This window comes from Acidovorax sp. SRB_24, assembly GCF_012931925.1.
On the sequence record NZ_MWOM01000015.1, the window covers coordinates 1,449 to 18,341 of the forward strand.

The following is a 16,893-nucleotide window of genomic DNA, read 5'->3' on the forward strand; positions in this document are numbered from 1 at the left end:
GCAGTGCCCGGCCATTTGTCCTACAAGGCCGCATCGGGTTTTGAACGAAGATGCCGGCTCTGCCGCCAGAGGGTTGCTGCGCATCCATGCGGCTCCCGGTTGGCCTGTTCAACGCATCTGAGAAAGGTTCCCTTGCGCATCCTGTACGTCGAAGACAACGAGGAACTCAGAGAGACCATCGGCATGCTGATGGAGCTGGAAGGGCGCTTCATCACCAAGTGCGCGACCGCAGAGGCTGCCCTGGAGCTGGAAACCCAAGAAACGTTCGATGTCTTGGTCACCGATGTGAGTTTGCCGGGCATGTCTGGCACGGACCTGGCACGCAAGGTGCTGGCCAAAGACCCGACCCGCTGGGTGGTGCTGTGCTCGGGTTACCAATTCGGCGCTGCGCTTTCGTCTCTGGGGCCGCGCGTGCGGGCCTTGGTCAAACCCTTCGAACTGGAAGACCTGGACGCCTTGCTTGCCGAGATCGGCGCTACCCTAAAAACCACCCCTGCCGTCTGATTCGCACGCTATCCGTGGCAATTGCACCCGGAACGTTGTGCGTGCGTCACCGGAGGACGCCTCGATGGTCCCGCCGTGCGCCAGCACGATCTGCTGGGCGATGTACAGCCCCAGGCCCAGGCCTTGGTGGCGACCGGGCTGGTGGATGCGCTCGCGAAACGGGTTGAACAAATGCGCCATCAGGCTCTCGGCAATGGCGCCTTCGTTGTCCACGGTCAACACCACGCGGTGTGCTGCGGTGCCGTCTGCCGTGACCTGCACCGCAGTGCCGGTGACACCATGCTGCAGCGCGTTGCCGATGAGGTTCGAAGCCACCTGCAGCATGCGCTCGCTGTCCCATACACCGGCGAGGTCACCGCGCGCAGCCACTTCGATGCGGCGGCCGGTGCCGCCCTCGCGCAGTTCCTGGGCTGCGCGGCCCACGAGGGTGTCGAGCGACGCCGGGCCCCGCTTGAGCGGCATGCTGCCGGCCTGGCGAACGCGTGCCACGTCCAGCAGGTCTTCGATCATCTGGCCCATGCGCCGGCCACTGCTCTGTATCTGCTGGGCCAGGGCGAGCAGCTTATCCGGGTCGGCCAGCGGGCGTTGCAGGGCCATGGCGCCCGTCAAAATGGCCGTCAACGGATTGCGCAGGTCATGGCTGAGCACGGCCATGTACATCTCGTTGAGGCGCAGGCTTTCGGTGCGTTCCTGCAGTTCGTGGGCCAGTGCGCGTTTTTGCCGGTGCAGTTCGAAAAAAATGTTGGCCTTGTTGACCAGCGCATGCGTGTCGATCGGTTTGTAGAGGAAGTCCACGGCGCCGGTTTCGTAGCCCTTGAACTGCCAGTTCTGGTCGCGCGATCCGGCCGTCATGAAGATCAACGGCACGTGGCGCGTGCGTTCGCTGCCGCGGATCAGTTCTGCCAGCTCGAAGCCATTCATCTCGGGCATTTGCACATCGAGCAGGGCCAGTGCCACGTCGTTGTGCTGCAGCAGCAGTTCCAGGGCTTCGGAGCCGCAGCTGGCCTTGAGGATCTCGATGTCGCTGCGTTGCAGCACGGCTTCGAGCGCCGTGAGGTTTTCTTCGGTGTCATCGACCAGCAGGCATTTGACCCGCGGAGACGGGGGTGCTGCCGGTTCCGCGCTGCGGTATGTCACAGGCTTCCCTCCAGATGCAAAGACGTCAACAGCGCCGCAATGGCTTGCGGCTCCAAGGCCTGGCTCGCCGCGGTGCGTTGCAGCGCGGCCTCGGGCATGGTGCGCATGGGCGCGCTGGCAGGGGCTTGCACCAGGGCCAGTCCGCCGCCGCCGTGCACTGCAGCAAGGCCGCGCGCGCCGTCCTCGTTGGCGCCCGAGAGCACGATGCCGATGAGCTGTCGCGCATAGATGTCGGCAGCCGACTCGAACAGCACATCGATCGAAGGGCGCGAATAGTGCACAGGCGCATCGACCGACAAGGCCAGGGCTGGCCCGGTGTCCACCAGCAAATGGTAGTCCGGCGGTGCAAAGTACAGCGTTCCGGGCGCAATGGGCTCTTTGTCCTGAGCCTCGCGCAGCGGCAAGGCGCAGCGCCCTTGAAAAATGGTGCACAGCAGGCTGGGACGCTCGCGCGGCAGGTGCAGAACGACCAGCAGGGATGCGCGCAATGTCGCCGGCAGTGCGGGCAGCAAGATGCCCAGCGCCTCGACACTGCCTGCGGAGCCACCGATGACAATGGCCTTGAACGCAGAATCAGATGGCAATCGGGGGATCACAGCACAGCCTTCTTTTGGTAAATGCGGTCTTTCGGCACGAAGTTGTCGAACGCAGCTGCATGCGATGAAAAAAGCAGCGACTCCTTGGAGCCCAGCCCCAGAAATCCCTTGCGGCACAGCGCGTCCTTGAAGAGCCCCAGGGCACGGTCTTGCAAGTCGCGGTCAAAGTAGATCAACACATTGCGGCACGACACCAAGTGCACTTCTGAAAAGACGCTGTCGGTGGCCAGGCTGTGGTCTGAAAAGACCATGTGCCGGCGCAGGGACTTGTCGAACACGACCCGGCCGTAGGCGGCGCTGTAATGGTCGGACAGCGAGGAGCGCGCGCCCGAGCGCACATGGTTTTCGGCGCAGGCCGGAATGCGCGCAATGTCATAGACGCCGGCTTCGGCCTTCTTGAGGGCCGCGGGGTTGATGTCGGTCGCGTAGATGAGGGAGCGCTCCAACAGGCCTTCTTCGCGCAGCAGGATGGCCAGGGAATAGACCTCTTCGCCCGCACTGCAGCCGGCCACCCAGACCTTGAGCGAAGGGTAGGTGCGCAACAGCGGCACCACCTGCTCGCGCAAGGCGCGGAAATAGCCGGGGTCGCGGAACATCTCGCTCACCTGGACCGTGAGGTATTCGAGCAGCGCGGGAAAGGTCTCGCGGTCGTGTAAAACGCTGTCCTGCAATTGTGAGACGGTCTTGCAGCCGAAATGGACCAAGGCGGCCTGCAGGCGCCGCTTGAGCGAGGCCTGTGCGTAGCCGCGAAAGTCGAAATGGTACTTGTAGTAGATCGCATCGATCAGCAGGCGCTGCTCGATGTCGAGGGTGGTCGTTTTGCGGTGCGGCAATGCGCTCTTCCTGCTATTTGGGCATCCACACCCGCACCAGAGACAGCAGCTTTTCCACGTCCAGGGGCTTGGCGATGTAGTCGTTGGCGCCTGCCGCGAGGCATTTTTCCTGGTCGTCTTTCATGGCCTTGGCGGTCAGCGCAATGATCGGCAGCTTGCGCCACTGCGCATTTTTGCGGATTTCGCGCATGGCGGTAAAGCCATCCATCTCGGGCATCATGATGTCCATCAGCACCAGATCGACCGGCGTGCCCTGCGGCGCCTGCGAGCGCTCCAGCGCGGCCAGCGCCTCGAGGCCATTGCGTGCGATCTCCACCCGAATGCCGGTCGGTTCGAGCACGCTCGAGAGCGCGAAGACATTGCGCACATCGTCCTCCACCACCAGAACCGTGCGCCCTTCGAGCGATGCGTCGCGGTCGCGCGCCACCTGCAGCATGCGCCGGTGGTCGGCCGGCAGCGTCGACTCGACCTGGTGCAGGAACAGCGTGACCTCGTCGAGCAGGCGCTCGGGCGAGCGCGCGTCCTTGATGATGATGGATTTGGAGAAGCGCCTGAGCTGCTGCTCTTGCCCGTGCGAGAGCGAACGCCCGGTGTAGACGATCACCGGAGGGAAGGCGACGTCTTCCTGCTCGGCCATCTGTTCGAGCAGCTCGTAGCCGCTCATGTCGGGCAGGCTCAGGTCCATCACCATGCAGTCGAAGGTGGTGCTGCGCAGCAGCTCCAGCGCACGCTGCGCATTTTCTGCGCCCACGATCTCCACCTCCCCGTTGCCGAGCAGCTCGCGCATGCTCTCGCGCTGGTTTTCGTCATCTTCCACCACCAAAACGCGGCGCAGCACCTGCGTGAACTTGGCCTCCAGGCGCTGGAATGCATGCACCAGTTCCTCGCGCTTGACCGGCTTGAGCGCGTAGCCGACGGCGCCGCGTCCCATGGCCTCTTGGGCATAGTCGGCGACGGACACCATGTGCACCGGGATATGGCGCGTGAGCGGGTTGCGCTTGAGTTGGTCGAGTACGCCGAGGCCCGAAAAATCCGGCAGGTTCACGTCCAGTACCACAGCGTCGGGCAGGTACTGCAGGGCCGCGGCCAGGCCGTCGCTGCCGCTGGCGGCCATCAGGCACTGAAAACCCATCTCGTGCGCCAGCTCATGCAGGATGCGGGCAAACCGCACGTCGTCCTCCACCACCAGGATGGTGCGGGCACGCGGGTCTCTGTGCTCCCGGTCGTCGAGGGCCCCGCTGCCGGCGGCAGGCGCGGGCACAGGGGAGGGCGCCAGCGCAGGCGGCGCCGAGGCTGGCAAGGCCGCCGCGCGTTGCGCCGGCACGGGAGGCTGCGCGCCCGACGCGGGGGGCGCGGTTGCGGGCGAAGGGGCCTCTGCCATCGCCTCCGCGTGGTCGGCCACCACCAGCGTCGTGGGAAGGGTCAGGGTGAAGACACTGCCTTCACCCGGCACGCTGTGCACCGTGAGGTGGCCGCCGAGCAGGTGCGCGAGGTTCCGGGAAATCGACAGGCCCAGCCCGGTGCCGCCGTATTTGCGGTGGGTGCTGCCATCGGCCTGGCGGAAGGCATCGAAGATAAGCTGCTGCTGGTGCGCAGGGATGCCGATGCCGGTGTCGCTGACCGCAAACGAGACGCTGGCATCTGTCGGCGCGCTGACCCGCACGGTGATTTCGCCGTGGCTGGTGAACTTGATGGCGTTGGAGAGCAGGTTCTTGATCACCTGGCCCAGGCGCTGCGGATCGGTGTCGATGCGCTCGGGCACGCCTGGCGTCACGGTCCAGCGCAACGCCAGGTGCTTTTCTTCTGCCAGGGGCACCATCGGCTCGACCAGTGCCTGCACCGTGCGCGCCAGCGCCACCGGTTCGGGCGTGACCGTCGCCTGCCCCGCCTCGATCTTGGCCAAATCCAGAATGTCGTTGATCAGCCGCAGCAGGTCGTTCCCGGCCGCCGAAATGGTTTGGGCGTACTTCACCTGGCTGTCCGTCAGGTTGCCGGTCTTGTTGTCTGCCAGCAGCTTGGCCAGGATCAGGCTCGAATTGAGCGGTGTGCGCAGCTCGTGGCTCATGTTGGCCAAAAACTCGCTCTTGTATTGGCTGGCCGCTTCCAGGTCGCGCGCCTTTTCGGACAAGGCCTCCTGGGCCCGCAGCAGTTCGGAGGTCTGGCGCTCGAGCTGGCGCGTCTGCTTTTCCAGGAAATGGTTGCTTTGCTCCAGTTCGTTTTGCTGGGTTTCCATCTGCGCCTGCGAGTCTTGCAGGATGCGGCTTTGCTGCTCCAGCTCTTCATTGCTGACGCGCAATTCTTCTTGCTGCGCCTGCAGTTCTTCCGACTGGCGTTGCGTCTCTTCGAGCAATTCCTCCAGCTGCGAGCGGTCGGTGGCCGAGCGGATGGTCGTGGCCAGCAGTTCGGCGGCACGCACCAGGAACTCCAGATCGGTGGCGTCGAGTTTGCGAAAAAATCCCATCTCCAGCACGGCGTGCAGCTGGTCGCGCTGCACGGCGGGCACGACCGTCAACTCGGCCGGTGTGCCGCGTCCGGTGCTCGATGAGACCGTGAGGTAGCCCGGCGGGACATCGTGCAGGTGCAACAAGGTGCGCGACTGCGCCACCTGGCCCGCCAGGCCCTGGCCGGGGGCGATATGGGCCGGCGCGTCCGCTTCGGCGATCGCGTAGCGGCCAAAGCGCTGCAGCGCCAGTGCACCGTCGGCCGCGTAGGCCGCGCCCACCTTGGCATCCATGAAACGCGCCAGGTAATCCAGCGCATGCTGGCCCAGATCGTTCAGCCGCAGGTCGCCCTGCAGACGTGCGCTCAAGCCCATCAGGCCGGACTTGATCCAGCTTTGCTGCATTTTCAGCCGGTGGTCGCGCGCATTGATCACTGCCGATATCAGGATCAGCATCAGCAGCACCGCGGCCCCCAGCCACGTCGCTGCGGTGGAAAATCGCGACGCATCCTCCCAGAGCAGACGGCGCTTTTCCCATTCCTCGCGCTCGGCGACGAGCATCTCGCGCACCAGGGTGCGGATGCTGTTCATGGTCAGGCGGCCCACATCCGTGGCGAGCACGGCCATTGCCGCGTCACGCTTTCCGTCGCGTTGCAGGGCGATCGTTTCAGCCAGCTCGTCCATCTTCTGCTGCGCCAGTGCATGCAACTGCTGCAACTGCGTTTTCTGCGCTTCCGACCATTCGAGGGCATCCAGACCCTTGAAGGTCTGCGCCAACCCTTCCTTGGTCGCCAGGTAGGGCTGCAGGTAGCGCATGTCGTTGGTGAGCAAATAGCCGCGCTGGGCCGTTTCCGCATCACGCAGCGACAGCAGCACCAGCTGGGTCAGGTCGATCGCCTTGACCGAGCGGTTCATCTGGTGCACCGAGCGCGTGCGCTCTTCGGAAGCACGGTACGACACCAGCGCGATCAGCACGGTGGCCATCGCTGCCAGCATGAACCAGACCAGGAGGCGGTAGGGAAAAGTATTGCGGTCGCGCCAGCTTGGGTCTGCCACAAGAGACGAAGAGGAAGAAGTCATGCGCATTCAAAGATCAGGTGGATCGGACGCGGTGGCAAGCGGTCGATTCTGTCAGAGTGCGTGCGCCTGGTGCCGCGGGCGTTGGAACACCGGGGCCTGGGCCACTTCAGAGGGCTGCGGTCTGCGGCTGCGGGAGGGGCCGCAGCCAGTGGCCCCGGTCGGGGCACGCAGCGCAAAAACTGGAGCGGGTGATGGGAATCGAACCCACGTTATTTGCTTGGGAAGCAAGAGTCCTGCCATTGAACGACACCCGCGAAGCTGCGGATTATAGGCACCCTGCGCCCGCCGGAGTGAAGCCCGTCGGCCCAGGGTTTGCCCAAGGGTGCGTCTTTTGCGCACCCTGCCGCCGCGGACTGGCCGGCGGGATGCGCGAAATGCGAAGTGTTTTTTTACTCCAGGGCTTATGAATAAAGCGCTGAAAGCTATCAAAAGCAGAGCGGTTCAGTCTATTTCTGGATGTCGCCCAGGCACAGGTACTTGATCTCGACATAGTCTTCCATGCCGTGGTGCGAGCCTTCGCGCCCGAGGCCCGACTGCTTGACGCCGCCGAACGGCACATGCTCGGTCGCCAGGATGCCGACATTGATGCCCACCATGCCGTATTCGAGCGCTTCGGCCACGCGGAAGATGCGGCCCACGTCGCGGCTGTAGAAGTAGCTCGCCAGGCCGAACTCGGTGGCGTTTGCCGCATCAATGGCCTCCTGCTCGGTCTTGAACTGGAACACGGGAGCGAACGGGCCGAAGGTTTCCTCGCGCGCGCACAGCATGTCGGGCGTGGCGTGCGCCAGCACCGTGGGCTCGAAGAACTGGCCGCTGCCCAGCGTGGACAGGCGCTTGCCGCCCGCCACCACGCGGCCGCCCCTGGCCACGGCGTCATCCAGGTGGCGCTGCACCTTCTCGAGCGCCGCTTCCTCGATCAGCGGGCCCTGGTTCACGCCTTCGTCAAAGCCGTTGCCGACTTTGGCGGTCTTGACCTTGGCCGCGAACTTGGCGATGAATTGGTCGTAGACGCCTTCCTGCACGTAGAAGCGGTTGGTGCACACGCAGGTCTGGCCCGCATTGCGGTACTTGCTGGCAAAGGCGCCTTCGACGGCGGAGTCGATGTCGGCATCGTCGAACACGATGAAGGGTGCGTTGCCGCCGAGTTCCAGGCTCATTTTCTTGACCGTGGGCGCCGACTGGGCCATCAGGATGCGGCCGACTTCGGTGCTGCCCGTGAAGCTGATGTGGCGCACCACGTCGCTGGCGCACAGCACCTTGCCGATGGCGATCGAGTGGGCCGCGTCGGCGCTGAGCATGTTGAGCACGCCGGCCGGGATGCCCGCGCGCACGGCCAGCTCGGCGGCGGCCAGGGCCGTGAGCGGCGTGAGTTCGGCCGGCTTGATGACGACGGGGCAGCCGGCGGCCAGCGCGGGCGCCACCTTGCGCGTGATCATGGCCAGCGGGAAGTTCCACGGCGTGATGGCCGCGCACACGCCGATCGGCGCTTTCAGCACCATCAGGCGGCGGTTGTTGTCGAACTGCGGCAGGGTCTCGCCGTTGACGCGCTTGGCCTCTTCGGCAAACCACTCGACGAAGCTCGCACCGTAGGCCACTTCGCCCTTGGCTTCGGCCAGGGGCTTGCCCTGCTCGGCGGTCATGATGCGGCCCAGGTCGTCCTGGTTCGCCATCAGCAGGTCAAACCACTGGCGCAGGATGCCGCTGCGCTCCTTGGCCGTCTTGGCACGCCAGGCGGGCCAGGCGGCATTGGCGGCGGCGATGGCGGCCTCGGCCTCTGGCGCGCCCAGGTTGGCCACGTCGGCCAGGTGCCGGCCGGTGGCCGGGTCGTGCACGGCAAAGCGGCTGCTGCCGGACAGCCACTGGCCGTTGATGAGCGCGTCGGTCTGGAGCAGGCTGGGGTCGCTCAGCTGAGCAAGGGGAGAGGTCTTCATGTCCATGGTTGTCTCGCAGGGGGGTGACAGGTGCAGCGTAGCACCAGGCACGGCGCCTGGCCGCACAGGCCCTTGCGCCGAAGCGGGGAATGCGGGCCTGTCCAGGGGCCCTCTCTGTGGGCTGCCAAGGGTGCTGGGGGTGTTCAGCACATCTTCAGAGAGGCTTTCCAGAATGGACCCCATGCCAAACCGGCATGCACACTGGAGTCCACCATGAACACACGTACCCTTTGCACCGCAGCCGCCGCATTGCTGCTGGGCACATCCGCCTTTGCCGCAACCCCCTGCACGGTTACGCCGAAAGACACGCCGCTCACACAGGATCAGATGCTGGGCAAGCTGGTCGCTGCCGGCTACACGATCGAGAGCTTCGGCATCACGCAGGGAAGCTGCTACCAAATGCGTGGCTGGGACAAGGACGGCAACCGCGTCAAGATCGTCCACCATCCCGTTGATGGCCGCGTCATGAAAATGAAAATGGCGTCGCGGTCCTCTTGATGCTGCGCTTCAGGGCGAGCTGGGGGCGGGCGTGGTGCGTGAAACCCCCTAAAATCTGCGGTTCGCCTGCGTTTGCAGCGCAGGCCTGCCGCAGCATTTTCGTTTCGTGAAGAAAAAGCCCATGACTCCCACATTCACCGTTGCCGACATCCGCAAGACCTTTCTGCACTTCTTTGCCTCCAAGGGCCACACCGTGGTGCCGTCGAGCTCGCTGGTGCCGGGCAACGACCCGACGCTGATGTTCACCAACTCGGGCATGGTGCAGTTCAAGGATGTGTTCCTGGGCACCGACAGGCGCCCCTACGTGCGCGCAGCTTCGGTACAAGCCTGCCTGCGCGCCGGCGGCAAGCACAACGACCTGGAAAATGTGGGCTACACGGCGCGCCACCACACCTTCTTCGAGATGCTGGGCAACTGGAGCTTTGGCGACTACTTCAAGCGCGAGTCGCTCAAATGGGCCTGGGAGCTGCTGACCGAGGTCTATAAGCTGCCGGCCGACCGCCTGTTGGCCACGGTCTATGAAGAGGACGATGAGGCCTACGACATCTGGACGAAAGAAATCGGCCTGCCGCCCGAGCGCGTGATCCGCATCGGCGACAACAAGGGAGGTCGCTACAAGTCCGACAACTTCTGGATGATGGCCGACACCGGCCCCTGCGGCCCGTGCAGCGAGATCTTCTACGACCATGGCGACCACATCCCCGGCGGCCCGCCAGGCAGCCCCGATGAAGACGGCGACCGCTTCATCGAGATCTGGAACAACGTGTTCATGCAGTTCAACATGGCCGAGGACGGCTCGGTCACGCCGCTGCCCGCACCTTGCGTGGACACCGGCATGGGTCTGGAGCGCCTGGCCGCCATCCTGCAGCACGTGCACAGCAACTACGAGATCGACATCTTCGCCGCCCTGATCCAGGCCGCCGCCCGAGAGACCGGCGTGCAGGATCTGGACCACAAGAGCCTGCGCGTGATTGCCGACCACATCCGCGCGACCGCCTTCCTGGTGGCCGACGGCGTCAACCCGTCCAACGAAGGCCGCGGCTACGTGCTGCGTCGCATCATCCGCCGCGCGATCCGCCACGGCTACCTGCTGGGCAAGAAGACGCCTTTCTTTCACAAGCTGGTGGCCGAGCTGGCCCGGTTGATGGGCGACGCCTACCCCAAGCTGCGCGCGCAGGAGGCGCACATCACGGCTGTGCTCAAGGCCGAGGAAGAGCGCTTTTTCGAGACGCTCGAAGTCGGCATGCAGATCCTGGACGCGGCGCTGGCCGACGGTGTGCAGGTGCTGCCGGGCGACGTGGCCTTCAAGCTGCACGACACCTACGGCTTCCCGCTCGATCTCTCGGCCGACGTCTGCCGCGAGCGCGGGCTGCGCGTGGACGAGGCCGGGTTTGCCGTGGCCATGGAAAAGCAGAAAACCCAGGCGCGCGCCGCCGGCAAGTTCAAGATGGACCGGGCGCTCGAATACGCCGGCAGTGGCAATGCCTTCGTCGGCTATGCGCAACTGGAGCAGGATGCTTCAAAAATCGTAGCACTCTACGCAGATGGCATCAGCGTTGCAGCACTCAAAGCCGGTCAAAACGGCGTGGTGGTTCTCGACAGCACCCCGTTCTACGCCGAGAGCGGCGGCCAGGTCGGCGACCAGGGCGAGCTGGTCAGCGGCTCGGCCCGCTTTGCCGTCGGCGACACGCTCAAGATCAAGGCCGATGTGTTCGGCCACCATGGCACGCTGGAGCAGGGCACGCTGAACGTCGGCGACCACGTCAGCGCGCGCGTCGACACCGCGCTGCGCGCCGCCACCGTGCGCAATCACAGCGCCACGCACCTGATGCACAAGGCGCTGCGCGAAGTGCTCGGCGGCCATGTGCAGCAGAAGGGCAGCCTGGTCAACGCCGAGCGCACGCGCTTTGACTTTGCGCACAACGCGCCTGTGACGGACGCGCAGATCCGCGAGATCGAAGCGCGCGTCAACGCCGAAATCCTCGCCAACCAGGCCACCGATGCCAGCGAGATGGACATGGAATCGGCGCAGAAGACCGGCGCCATGATGCTGTTTGGCGAAAAGTACGGCGAGACCGTGCGCGTGCTCAGCATTGGCTCCAGCAAGGAGCTGTGCGGTGGCACCCACGTCGGCCGCACCGGTGACATCGGTCTGTTCAAGATCGTGGCGGAGAGCGGCGTGGCCTCGGGCGTGCGCCGCATCGAAGCCGTCACGGGCGAAAACGCGCTGGCTTACCTGCAGTCGCTCGAAGCCACCGTGCAGTCGGCCGCGGGCAGCCTCAAAGCCCATCCGCTGGAGTTGCAGAACCGCGTTGGCCAGGTGCTGGAGCAGGTCCGGTCGCTGGAGAAGGAAGTGGCTGCGCTCAAGGGCAAGCTGGCGTCCTCGCAGGGCGACGAGCTGCTGCTGCAGGCGGTCGATGTCAAGGGCCTGAAGGTGCTGGCCGCGCGGCTCGAAGGCGCGGACGCCAAGACGCTGCGCGACACCATGGACAAGCTCAAGGACAAGCTCAAGAGCGCCGCCATCGTGCTCGTCGCCGTCGATGGCGACAAGGTGCAGATCGCCGCGGGTGTGACGCCGGATGTGGTGGGCAAGGTCAAGGCCGGCGAGTTGGTCAACTTTGTCGCGCAACAGGTCGGCGGCAAGGGCGGCGGCAAGCCCGACATGGCGATGGCGGGCGGCACGCATCCGGCGGGCGTGCCGGCGGCGCTGGCGTCGGTGGCCAGCTGGGTCGCAGAGCGCCTTTGAAAGGAGCGGGGCGCTCGCGCCCCGCTGTGGTTGAAGCGCCCGGTGTGGGCCGGGTGCTTTTTTTGTGCCCGCAGCACAGGCGGAAGATCAGAACAGTTCCATGTCTTCGTGGCTGATGCGCGACTGCAGGTGCCCGCTGGCCACGAGGTCGTCATAGAAACGCACCTGGTTGCGGCCATTTTCCTTGGAAAAGTACAGCGCCTGGTCGGCCTGGCCCAGAATTTCGACCGGAGAGCCCGACGCGCTCGCGGTGAAGCCCACGCTCACCGTGATCTGGCCCACCTGCGGGAAGTGGTGGTCCTGGACCGTCTGGCGGAAGCGGTTGAACACCTTGTGCGCCGTCTCCAGCGTGGTGGCGCGCAGCAGCACCACAAACTCTTCGCCACCAAAGCGGAAGATGCGGTCGTGGCTGCGAAATGAGCTGCGCAGGAGGTTGGCCATGAGGATCAGCACTTCATCGCCATAGAGGTGGCCGAAGCGGTCGTTGACCTGCTTGAAATGGTCGATGTCGATCACGGCGAGCCATTGCCGCAGCGGCTCGCGGTTTCCGCCGCCCTCGGGCAGTGCTGCGGGCGCACCGGGGGCGGACTGGGGCGCGCGAGCGCGCTCATCCCCGCACGAGGCGTGGCGCGCAAACTGCTCGTCGAAGGTCTTGCGGTTGAACAGGCCGGTCAGCGCATCGCGTTCGCTGTAGTCCAGCAGGCTCTGGTAATTCTTGTAGACGTTGAAGATGCCCATCAGCACATCGAGCCGGTGGGCCGAAATCGGCCGCGACTGGCTCACCTCCAGGCAGCTGGTGACCTGGTCGTGCACCCACACCGGCAGCCAGACCACATAGCGCCCCTTCTGGGGCGCCGAGCGCGCATGCTCTGTGCGCGCCTCGAAGCAGGCCTGGAGTGCCGGGAAGTGCGTGAGCGGCTGGCGCCGTGCATCGGCCTGCGCCTCGGCTTCGGTAGACACCCACTGGCCGTTTTCCATCCAGCTGCGCGGGCGCAGGCAGGCTTCACCCTCCCGTTGGAAGACTTCCAGCGCACGCACCTCGACGACGCTGGTGAGCTTGTGCAGCGTGGCCATCACCGACGCTTCGAGCCGCAGATGGTCGCGGTGTCCCGTCATCTCGACCAGGTTCTGCAGGAGGTGCGTCATGGCGGGGCGGGCAGGGGGGGCTGCGCTCAGCGGCTGCGTATGAACACCAGGTCCCAGACGCCGTGGCCCAGGCGCAGGCCGCGGTTCTCGAACTTGGTAAGCGGCCGGTAGCCGGGCTGCGATGCGTAGCCTTCTGCGCTGTTGGCCAGCAGCGGCTCTTGCGACAGCACCTGCAGCATCTGCTGGGCATAGGGCTGCCAGTCGGTGGCGCAGTGCAGGTAGCCGCCGGGCTTAAGGCGCGCGGCCAGCTTGGCCACCAGCGGCGGCTGGATCAGGCGGCGCTTGTTGTGCTTTTTCTTGTGCCAGGGGTCGGGAAAGAAGATGTGCACGCCGTCCAGGCTGGCGGGCGCGAGCATGTGGTCGATGACCTCGACTGCGTCGTGCTGCACGATGCGGACGTTGGTCTGGCCCTGCTCGCCCAGGCGCTTGAGCAGTGCGCCCACGCCGGGTTCGTGCACTTCGCAGCACAAGAAGTTGTCGTCGGGGCGCACGCGGGCAATGTGGGCTGTGGCCTCGCCCATGCCGAAGCCGATCTCCAGGATCAGTGGCGCGGAGCGGCCAAAGGCGGCGCTGGCGTCGAGCGGCTGGGCGCGGTAGGGCAGGATGAAGCGCGGCCCCAGGTCTTCGAAGGCTTTGGCCTGGCCGGTCGTGGTGCGGCCGGCGCGGCGCACGAAGCTCTTGATGGTCTTGGGGTGGGCCACGCCGGCCGGGGCCACGCCTTCGCTGGGCGCGGGCGCCACAGGGGTAGCGCGCGCAGCGGCGTCGGGGTCGGGGGGCGTGCCCGTCGGGGCGGAGGGGGAGGGAAGTTCTGTCACGGTGCGAGATTGTAGAGACCGGCCCAGGCCTTGCACCACTGCGCCAGCGCTTGGGGCACCGTGGTGTTGTCGGGATGCGCCACTGCGGGCAGTTGCAGCACGGCCGCCGCGGCCGCCAGCGCCTGCAGCGGCTGCTGCAGGTCCAGCGGCGGCGCACCATGCTGCTTGGAGAGTTTTTCGCCGTCTGCCGCGCGCACCAGCGGCGTGTGCAGGTACTGCGGCGTGGGCGCGCCCAGGGCGCGCTGCAGCAGGATCTGGCGCGGTGTGTTGTCGGCCAGGTCCTCGCCGCGCACGATGTGGGTGATGCCCTGCGCGGCGTCGTCCACCACCACGGCCAGCTGGTAGGCCCACAGGCCGTCGGCACGGCGCAGCACGAAGTCGCCCACGCTGGCCACCACGTCCTGCTGCTGCGCGCCCAGGCGCCGGTCGTGCCAGTGCAGCACCTGCGGCGCTTCGTTATGGATAGCTGCTTGCGCTTGATCCATAAGGCTTAGAGGCTGTTTTGGCCAAAAATCTGTGGTGTTGAAGCGCCAGGCGCGCGCGCTGCGCCCGTGCAGGCCATGGCGGCAGGTGCCCGGATAGGGGTGCTCGACGTGGCGCTGCTGGGCCCGGCCGCGCGCGGCGTGGGCGGCGGCGATGTCCTTGCGCGAGCAGGCGCAGGGGTAGGCCAGGCCGCTGGCGCACAGCCGGTCCAGCGCGCCCTGGTAGGCCGCGGCGCGCGTGGACTGCCACAGCGGCGGTGCATCAGGGTGCAGACCGCAGGCGGCCAGCTGGGCCAGGATGTGTTCGCCAGCACCGGGCGCGCAGCGGGGGGTGTCGACGTCTTCGATGCGCACCAGCCAGCGGCCGCCGTGCCCGCCGTTCCATGCGCGCGCATCGAGCCAGCTCGCCAGCGCCGCCACCAGGGAGCCCGCGTGCAGCGGCCCGGTGGGCGAGGGCGCAAAGCGCCCCACGTAGCCCGCCGGCGTCATGCGACCGCGAGGGCCAGTTCCAGTCCGGAGATGAATGCGTCTTCGAGCCGGTGGCCCAGGCACCAGTCGCCGCAGGCGCCCAGCTGCGCATCGGCATCCCACAGGTGGCTGCGACCCAGCGGCTGCTGGGTTTGCGCATAGCGCCAGCGGCGCACCTGCGCGTGGCTGGGCGTGGCGCGGATGCCGGTCACCTCGGCAAAGGCCTTGAGCAGCTTGTCCTGCACGCGCGTGGCGTTGTCTTCCAGGTGCTCGTCCGACCAGGCCGGGCTGGCTTGCACGGTCCAGCGCTCCACGCTGCTGCGCTGGGGCTTGGACGACTCCCGCGCCAGCCACGCGATGCGGTGGTGCGTGCTGCGCGCGGCGTTCCACTGCGGGCCGAGGGTGGTCAGGCCCGGGCGCACGGCCTGGGGAAAGGCCAGCATCAGCGTCCAGCAGGAGGCGATGGACACATCGGCCAGGGCATCGGCCAGCGGGGTGTAGAGGTCGGACGACACCAGCAGGGCGCGTGCGGGCGTGGCCGGTTGCGCCATCAGCACGGCGTCGAAGCCGGCCACCACCTGCTGGGAGCCGTCGTCGCTTTCGGTGCAGACCTGCCAGCCGCGGGGGCGCAGGGGGTCGGCCTCGATGCACACTACCCGGGCGCCGGTGAGCAGGCAGCCCGCCTGCTGCAGCGGCTGTGCCCAGGCGCCGACGAGGGCGTCCATGCCGGGGCAGGCGACCCAGTGCGCTTCGCTGGGCGGCTGGCTCGCCGCCGCCACGCGCCCGGCCGCGTCGAGCACGCGCACCGTCGTGGCGCTCCAGGGCCGGCACACGCCGGGCACCGTGGCCAGGGCCTGCGCGAAGCGGTCGTCGCGTACGGTGAAATACTGCGCGCCGGCGTCGAAGCCGCCAAACGGCGTGTCGTGCGTGGCCGTGCGTCCGCCCACCCGGTCGGATTTTTCAAACACCGTGACCCGGTGCCCGGCCTGTACCAGTGTGCGGGCGCAGGCGATACCGGCGATGCCGGCGCCGATGACAGCGAAATGGCGCGCAGCGCTGGGTGCACGGGGACGTCGGGAGCGGGTGGCGGAAGCGGGGGAGCGGGGGGGCATGGCGGCCTTTCGGGATAGGGATGCGGCAGTCTAAAGACGTGTGGGGTGCGAGCCATCGATGGCCGCGCAACACGGTCTCATGTTTCCACTCTACACGCCTGGCGAAGCGCAGCGCCTAAAAATGGTGGTGGTTCTCGAGCAGCGCGGCCTGGGTGGCTGGACTTTGCAGCTGGGCCAGCCACCACTGCAGCGCGCGGCCCTGGGGGCCGTGCGGGGTGCCGTTCCAGGCGTAATGCATGCGGATGCTGCGCGCCGAGCGCTCCACCCGGCGCGTCACGAGCCGGCCGGCCTCGATGTAGGGGCGCACCATGGGCTCGGGCAGAAAGCCGCAGCCCAGGCCGCGCAGCTGCGCCTGCACCTTGGCCTGCATGGAGCCCACGGTGAGCACGTCCTGCCCGCCGAGCATCCCCATGCTGACGTTGTCGCCCCGGGCCGAGTCGGCCACGGCCACCACGCGGTGCTGCAGCAGCGTGGCGTCGCTGAGCGGCTCGGGCGCGCGGGCCAGCGGGTGGTGCGGCGCCACGGCGAAGATGAAGGGCGTCTCGCCCAGCAGGCCCTGCTGCAGGCCCGCCACGTTGGACGCGTTCACCGCCACGCCGATGGCCAGGTCGGCCTGGCCCGACGTCAAAGCCTCGAGCGTGCCGCTCAGGATCTCGTCGCGCAGCTTGAGCCGCGTGGGCGGGGCCTGGGCGTAAAACGACTCGACCAGCTCCAGCAGGGTGTGGGGCGAGATGGCGCCGTCCACGGCAATGGTCAGCTGCGGCTCCCAGCCCGTAGCCACGCGCTGCACGCGGTGGGCCACGGCGTCGATTTCCTGCAGCAGGCGCGCGCCTTCGCGCAGCAGTTCGGCACCGGCCTCGGTGGGCCGCGCCTGGCGCGCGCTGCGGTCAAACAGCAGCACGTCGAGCGCATCCTCGATCTGGCGCACGCGGTATGTCAGGGCGCTGGGTACCAAGCCAAGCTGGCGCGCGGCGGCGGCAAAGCTGCCGGCCTGGGCGATGCACTGCAGCATCGCCAGGCTGTCGGGGGTCAGGACATTGCGTGCGTTTTGCATGGTAGGCATCATTCGGTTGAAATTGTTTGAATTATCCCGTCAATGTCCTTG

At 66.7% G+C, this 16,893-nt stretch carries 13 protein-coding genes and 1 tRNA gene; 3 read left to right on the forward strand and 11 right to left on the reverse strand.

Annotation, left to right across the window (positions count from 1 at the left end):
• Positions 1-3 precede the first annotated feature (3 nt).
• Complete coding sequence (locus B2J89_RS07400) at positions 4-504, forward strand: response regulator (protein ID WP_371809049.1); 501 nt, start codon at positions 4-6, stop codon at positions 502-504.
• Here B2J89_RS07400 and B2J89_RS07405 read toward each other — a convergent pair.
• The 6 genes from B2J89_RS07405 to B2J89_RS07430 form a co-directional block, all read right to left on the reverse strand.
• Positions 481-1,641: a hybrid sensor histidine kinase/response regulator gene (locus B2J89_RS07405; RefSeq protein ID WP_169168506.1), complete on the reverse strand. Its 1,161-nt coding sequence runs from the start codon at positions 1,639-1,641 to the stop codon at positions 481-483. The genes B2J89_RS07400 and B2J89_RS07405 overlap by 24 nt on opposite strands.
• Complete coding sequence (locus B2J89_RS07410) at positions 1,638-2,234, reverse strand: chemotaxis protein CheB (protein WP_371736013.1); 597 nt, start codon at positions 2,232-2,234, stop codon at positions 1,638-1,640. Before B2J89_RS07410 ends, B2J89_RS07405 begins: the two co-directional genes overlap by 4 nt.
• Complete coding sequence (locus tag B2J89_RS07415) at positions 2,234-3,070, reverse strand: protein-glutamate O-methyltransferase CheR (RefSeq protein WP_169168508.1); 837 nt, start codon at positions 3,068-3,070, stop codon at positions 2,234-2,236. The genes B2J89_RS07410 and B2J89_RS07415 overlap by 1 nt, the downstream gene beginning before the upstream one ends.
• Before the next feature lie 13 nt (positions 3,071-3,083).
• On the reverse strand, positions 3,084-6,590 hold the full coding sequence (locus B2J89_RS07420; RefSeq protein ID WP_205763741.1) for a response regulator: 3,507 nt from the start codon (positions 6,588-6,590) through the stop codon (positions 3,084-3,086).
• A 180-nt stretch (positions 6,591-6,770) separates the two neighbouring features.
• A tRNA-Gly gene (locus tag B2J89_RS07425) sits at positions 6,771-6,844 on the reverse strand.
• 192 nt (positions 6,845-7,036) lie between these two features.
• Complete coding sequence (locus B2J89_RS07430; RefSeq protein ID WP_169168510.1) at positions 7,037-8,527, reverse strand: NAD-dependent succinate-semialdehyde dehydrogenase; 1,491 nt, start codon at positions 8,525-8,527, stop codon at positions 7,037-7,039.
• A 207-nt stretch (positions 8,528-8,734) separates the two neighbouring features.
• On the opposite strand from B2J89_RS07430, the gene B2J89_RS07435 reads away from it, so the two are divergent.
• On the forward strand, positions 8,735-9,019 hold the full coding sequence (locus tag B2J89_RS07435; RefSeq protein ID WP_169168511.1) for a PepSY domain-containing protein: 285 nt from the start codon (positions 8,735-8,737) through the stop codon (positions 9,017-9,019).
• A 121-nt stretch (positions 9,020-9,140) separates the two neighbouring features.
• Entirely contained in the window at positions 9,141-11,765 is a 2,625-nt protein-coding gene (gene alaS / locus B2J89_RS07440; RefSeq protein WP_169168512.1) for an alanine--tRNA ligase, read from the forward strand.
• 87 nt (positions 11,766-11,852) lie between these two features.
• On the opposite strand, the gene B2J89_RS07445 is transcribed toward alaS, so the two are convergent.
• The 5 genes from B2J89_RS07445 to B2J89_RS07465 all read right to left on the reverse strand — a co-directional run bounded on the left by B2J89_RS07445 (position 11,853) and on the right by B2J89_RS07465 (position 16,842).
• Positions 11,853-12,911, reverse strand: coding sequence for a GGDEF domain-containing protein (locus B2J89_RS07445; RefSeq protein ID WP_169168513.1), 1,059 nt, complete (start codon positions 12,909-12,911; stop codon positions 11,853-11,855).
• 26 nt (positions 12,912-12,937) lie between these two features.
• A complete protein-coding gene (gene trmB / locus B2J89_RS07450) occupies positions 12,938-13,726 on the reverse strand; it encodes a tRNA (guanosine(46)-N7)-methyltransferase TrmB (RefSeq protein WP_371809047.1) in 789 nt (262 codons plus the stop codon).
• Positions 13,723-14,697, reverse strand: coding sequence for a tRNA glutamyl-Q(34) synthetase GluQRS (gluQRS, locus tag B2J89_RS07455; RefSeq protein ID WP_169168515.1), 975 nt, complete (start codon positions 14,695-14,697; stop codon positions 13,723-13,725). The genes trmB and gluQRS overlap by 4 nt, the downstream gene beginning before the upstream one ends.
• Positions 14,694-15,788: an NAD(P)/FAD-dependent oxidoreductase gene (locus tag B2J89_RS07460; protein ID WP_169168516.1), complete on the reverse strand. Its 1,095-nt coding sequence runs from the start codon at positions 15,786-15,788 to the stop codon at positions 14,694-14,696. Before B2J89_RS07460 ends, gluQRS begins: the two co-directional genes overlap by 4 nt.
• A 115-nt stretch (positions 15,789-15,903) precedes the next feature.
• Positions 15,904-16,842, reverse strand: coding sequence for a LysR family transcriptional regulator (locus B2J89_RS07465; protein ID WP_169168517.1), 939 nt, complete (start codon positions 16,840-16,842; stop codon positions 15,904-15,906).
• Positions 16,843-16,893 lie beyond the last annotated feature (51 nt).

Coding starts and splice junctions, on each gene's coding strand:
- B2J89_RS07420 (WP_205763741.1), bottom strand. CDS start 6,590: ATGACTTCTTCCTCTTCGTCTCTTGTGGCAGACCCAAGCTGGCGCGAC.
- B2J89_RS07430 (WP_169168510.1), bottom strand. CDS start 8,527: ATGGACATGAAGACCTCTCCCCTTGCTCAGCTGAGCGACCCCAGCCTG.
- B2J89_RS07435 (WP_169168511.1), top strand. CDS start 8,735: ATGAACACACGTACCCTTTGCACCGCAGCCGCCGCATTGCTGCTGGGC.
- alaS (WP_169168512.1), top strand. CDS start 9,141: ATGACTCCCACATTCACCGTTGCCGACATCCGCAAGACCTTTCTGCAC.
- B2J89_RS07445 (WP_169168513.1), bottom strand. CDS start 12,911: ATGACGCACCTCCTGCAGAACCTGGTCGAGATGACGGGACACCGCGAC.
- gluQRS (WP_169168515.1), bottom strand. CDS start 14,697: ATGACGCCGGCGGGCTACGTGGGGCGCTTTGCGCCCTCGCCCACCGGG.
- B2J89_RS07460 (WP_169168516.1), bottom strand. CDS start 15,788: ATGCCCCCCCGCTCCCCCGCTTCCGCCACCCGCTCCCGACGTCCCCGT.
- B2J89_RS07465 (WP_169168517.1), bottom strand. CDS start 16,842: ATGCAAAACGCACGCAATGTCCTGACCCCCGACAGCCTGGCGATGCTG.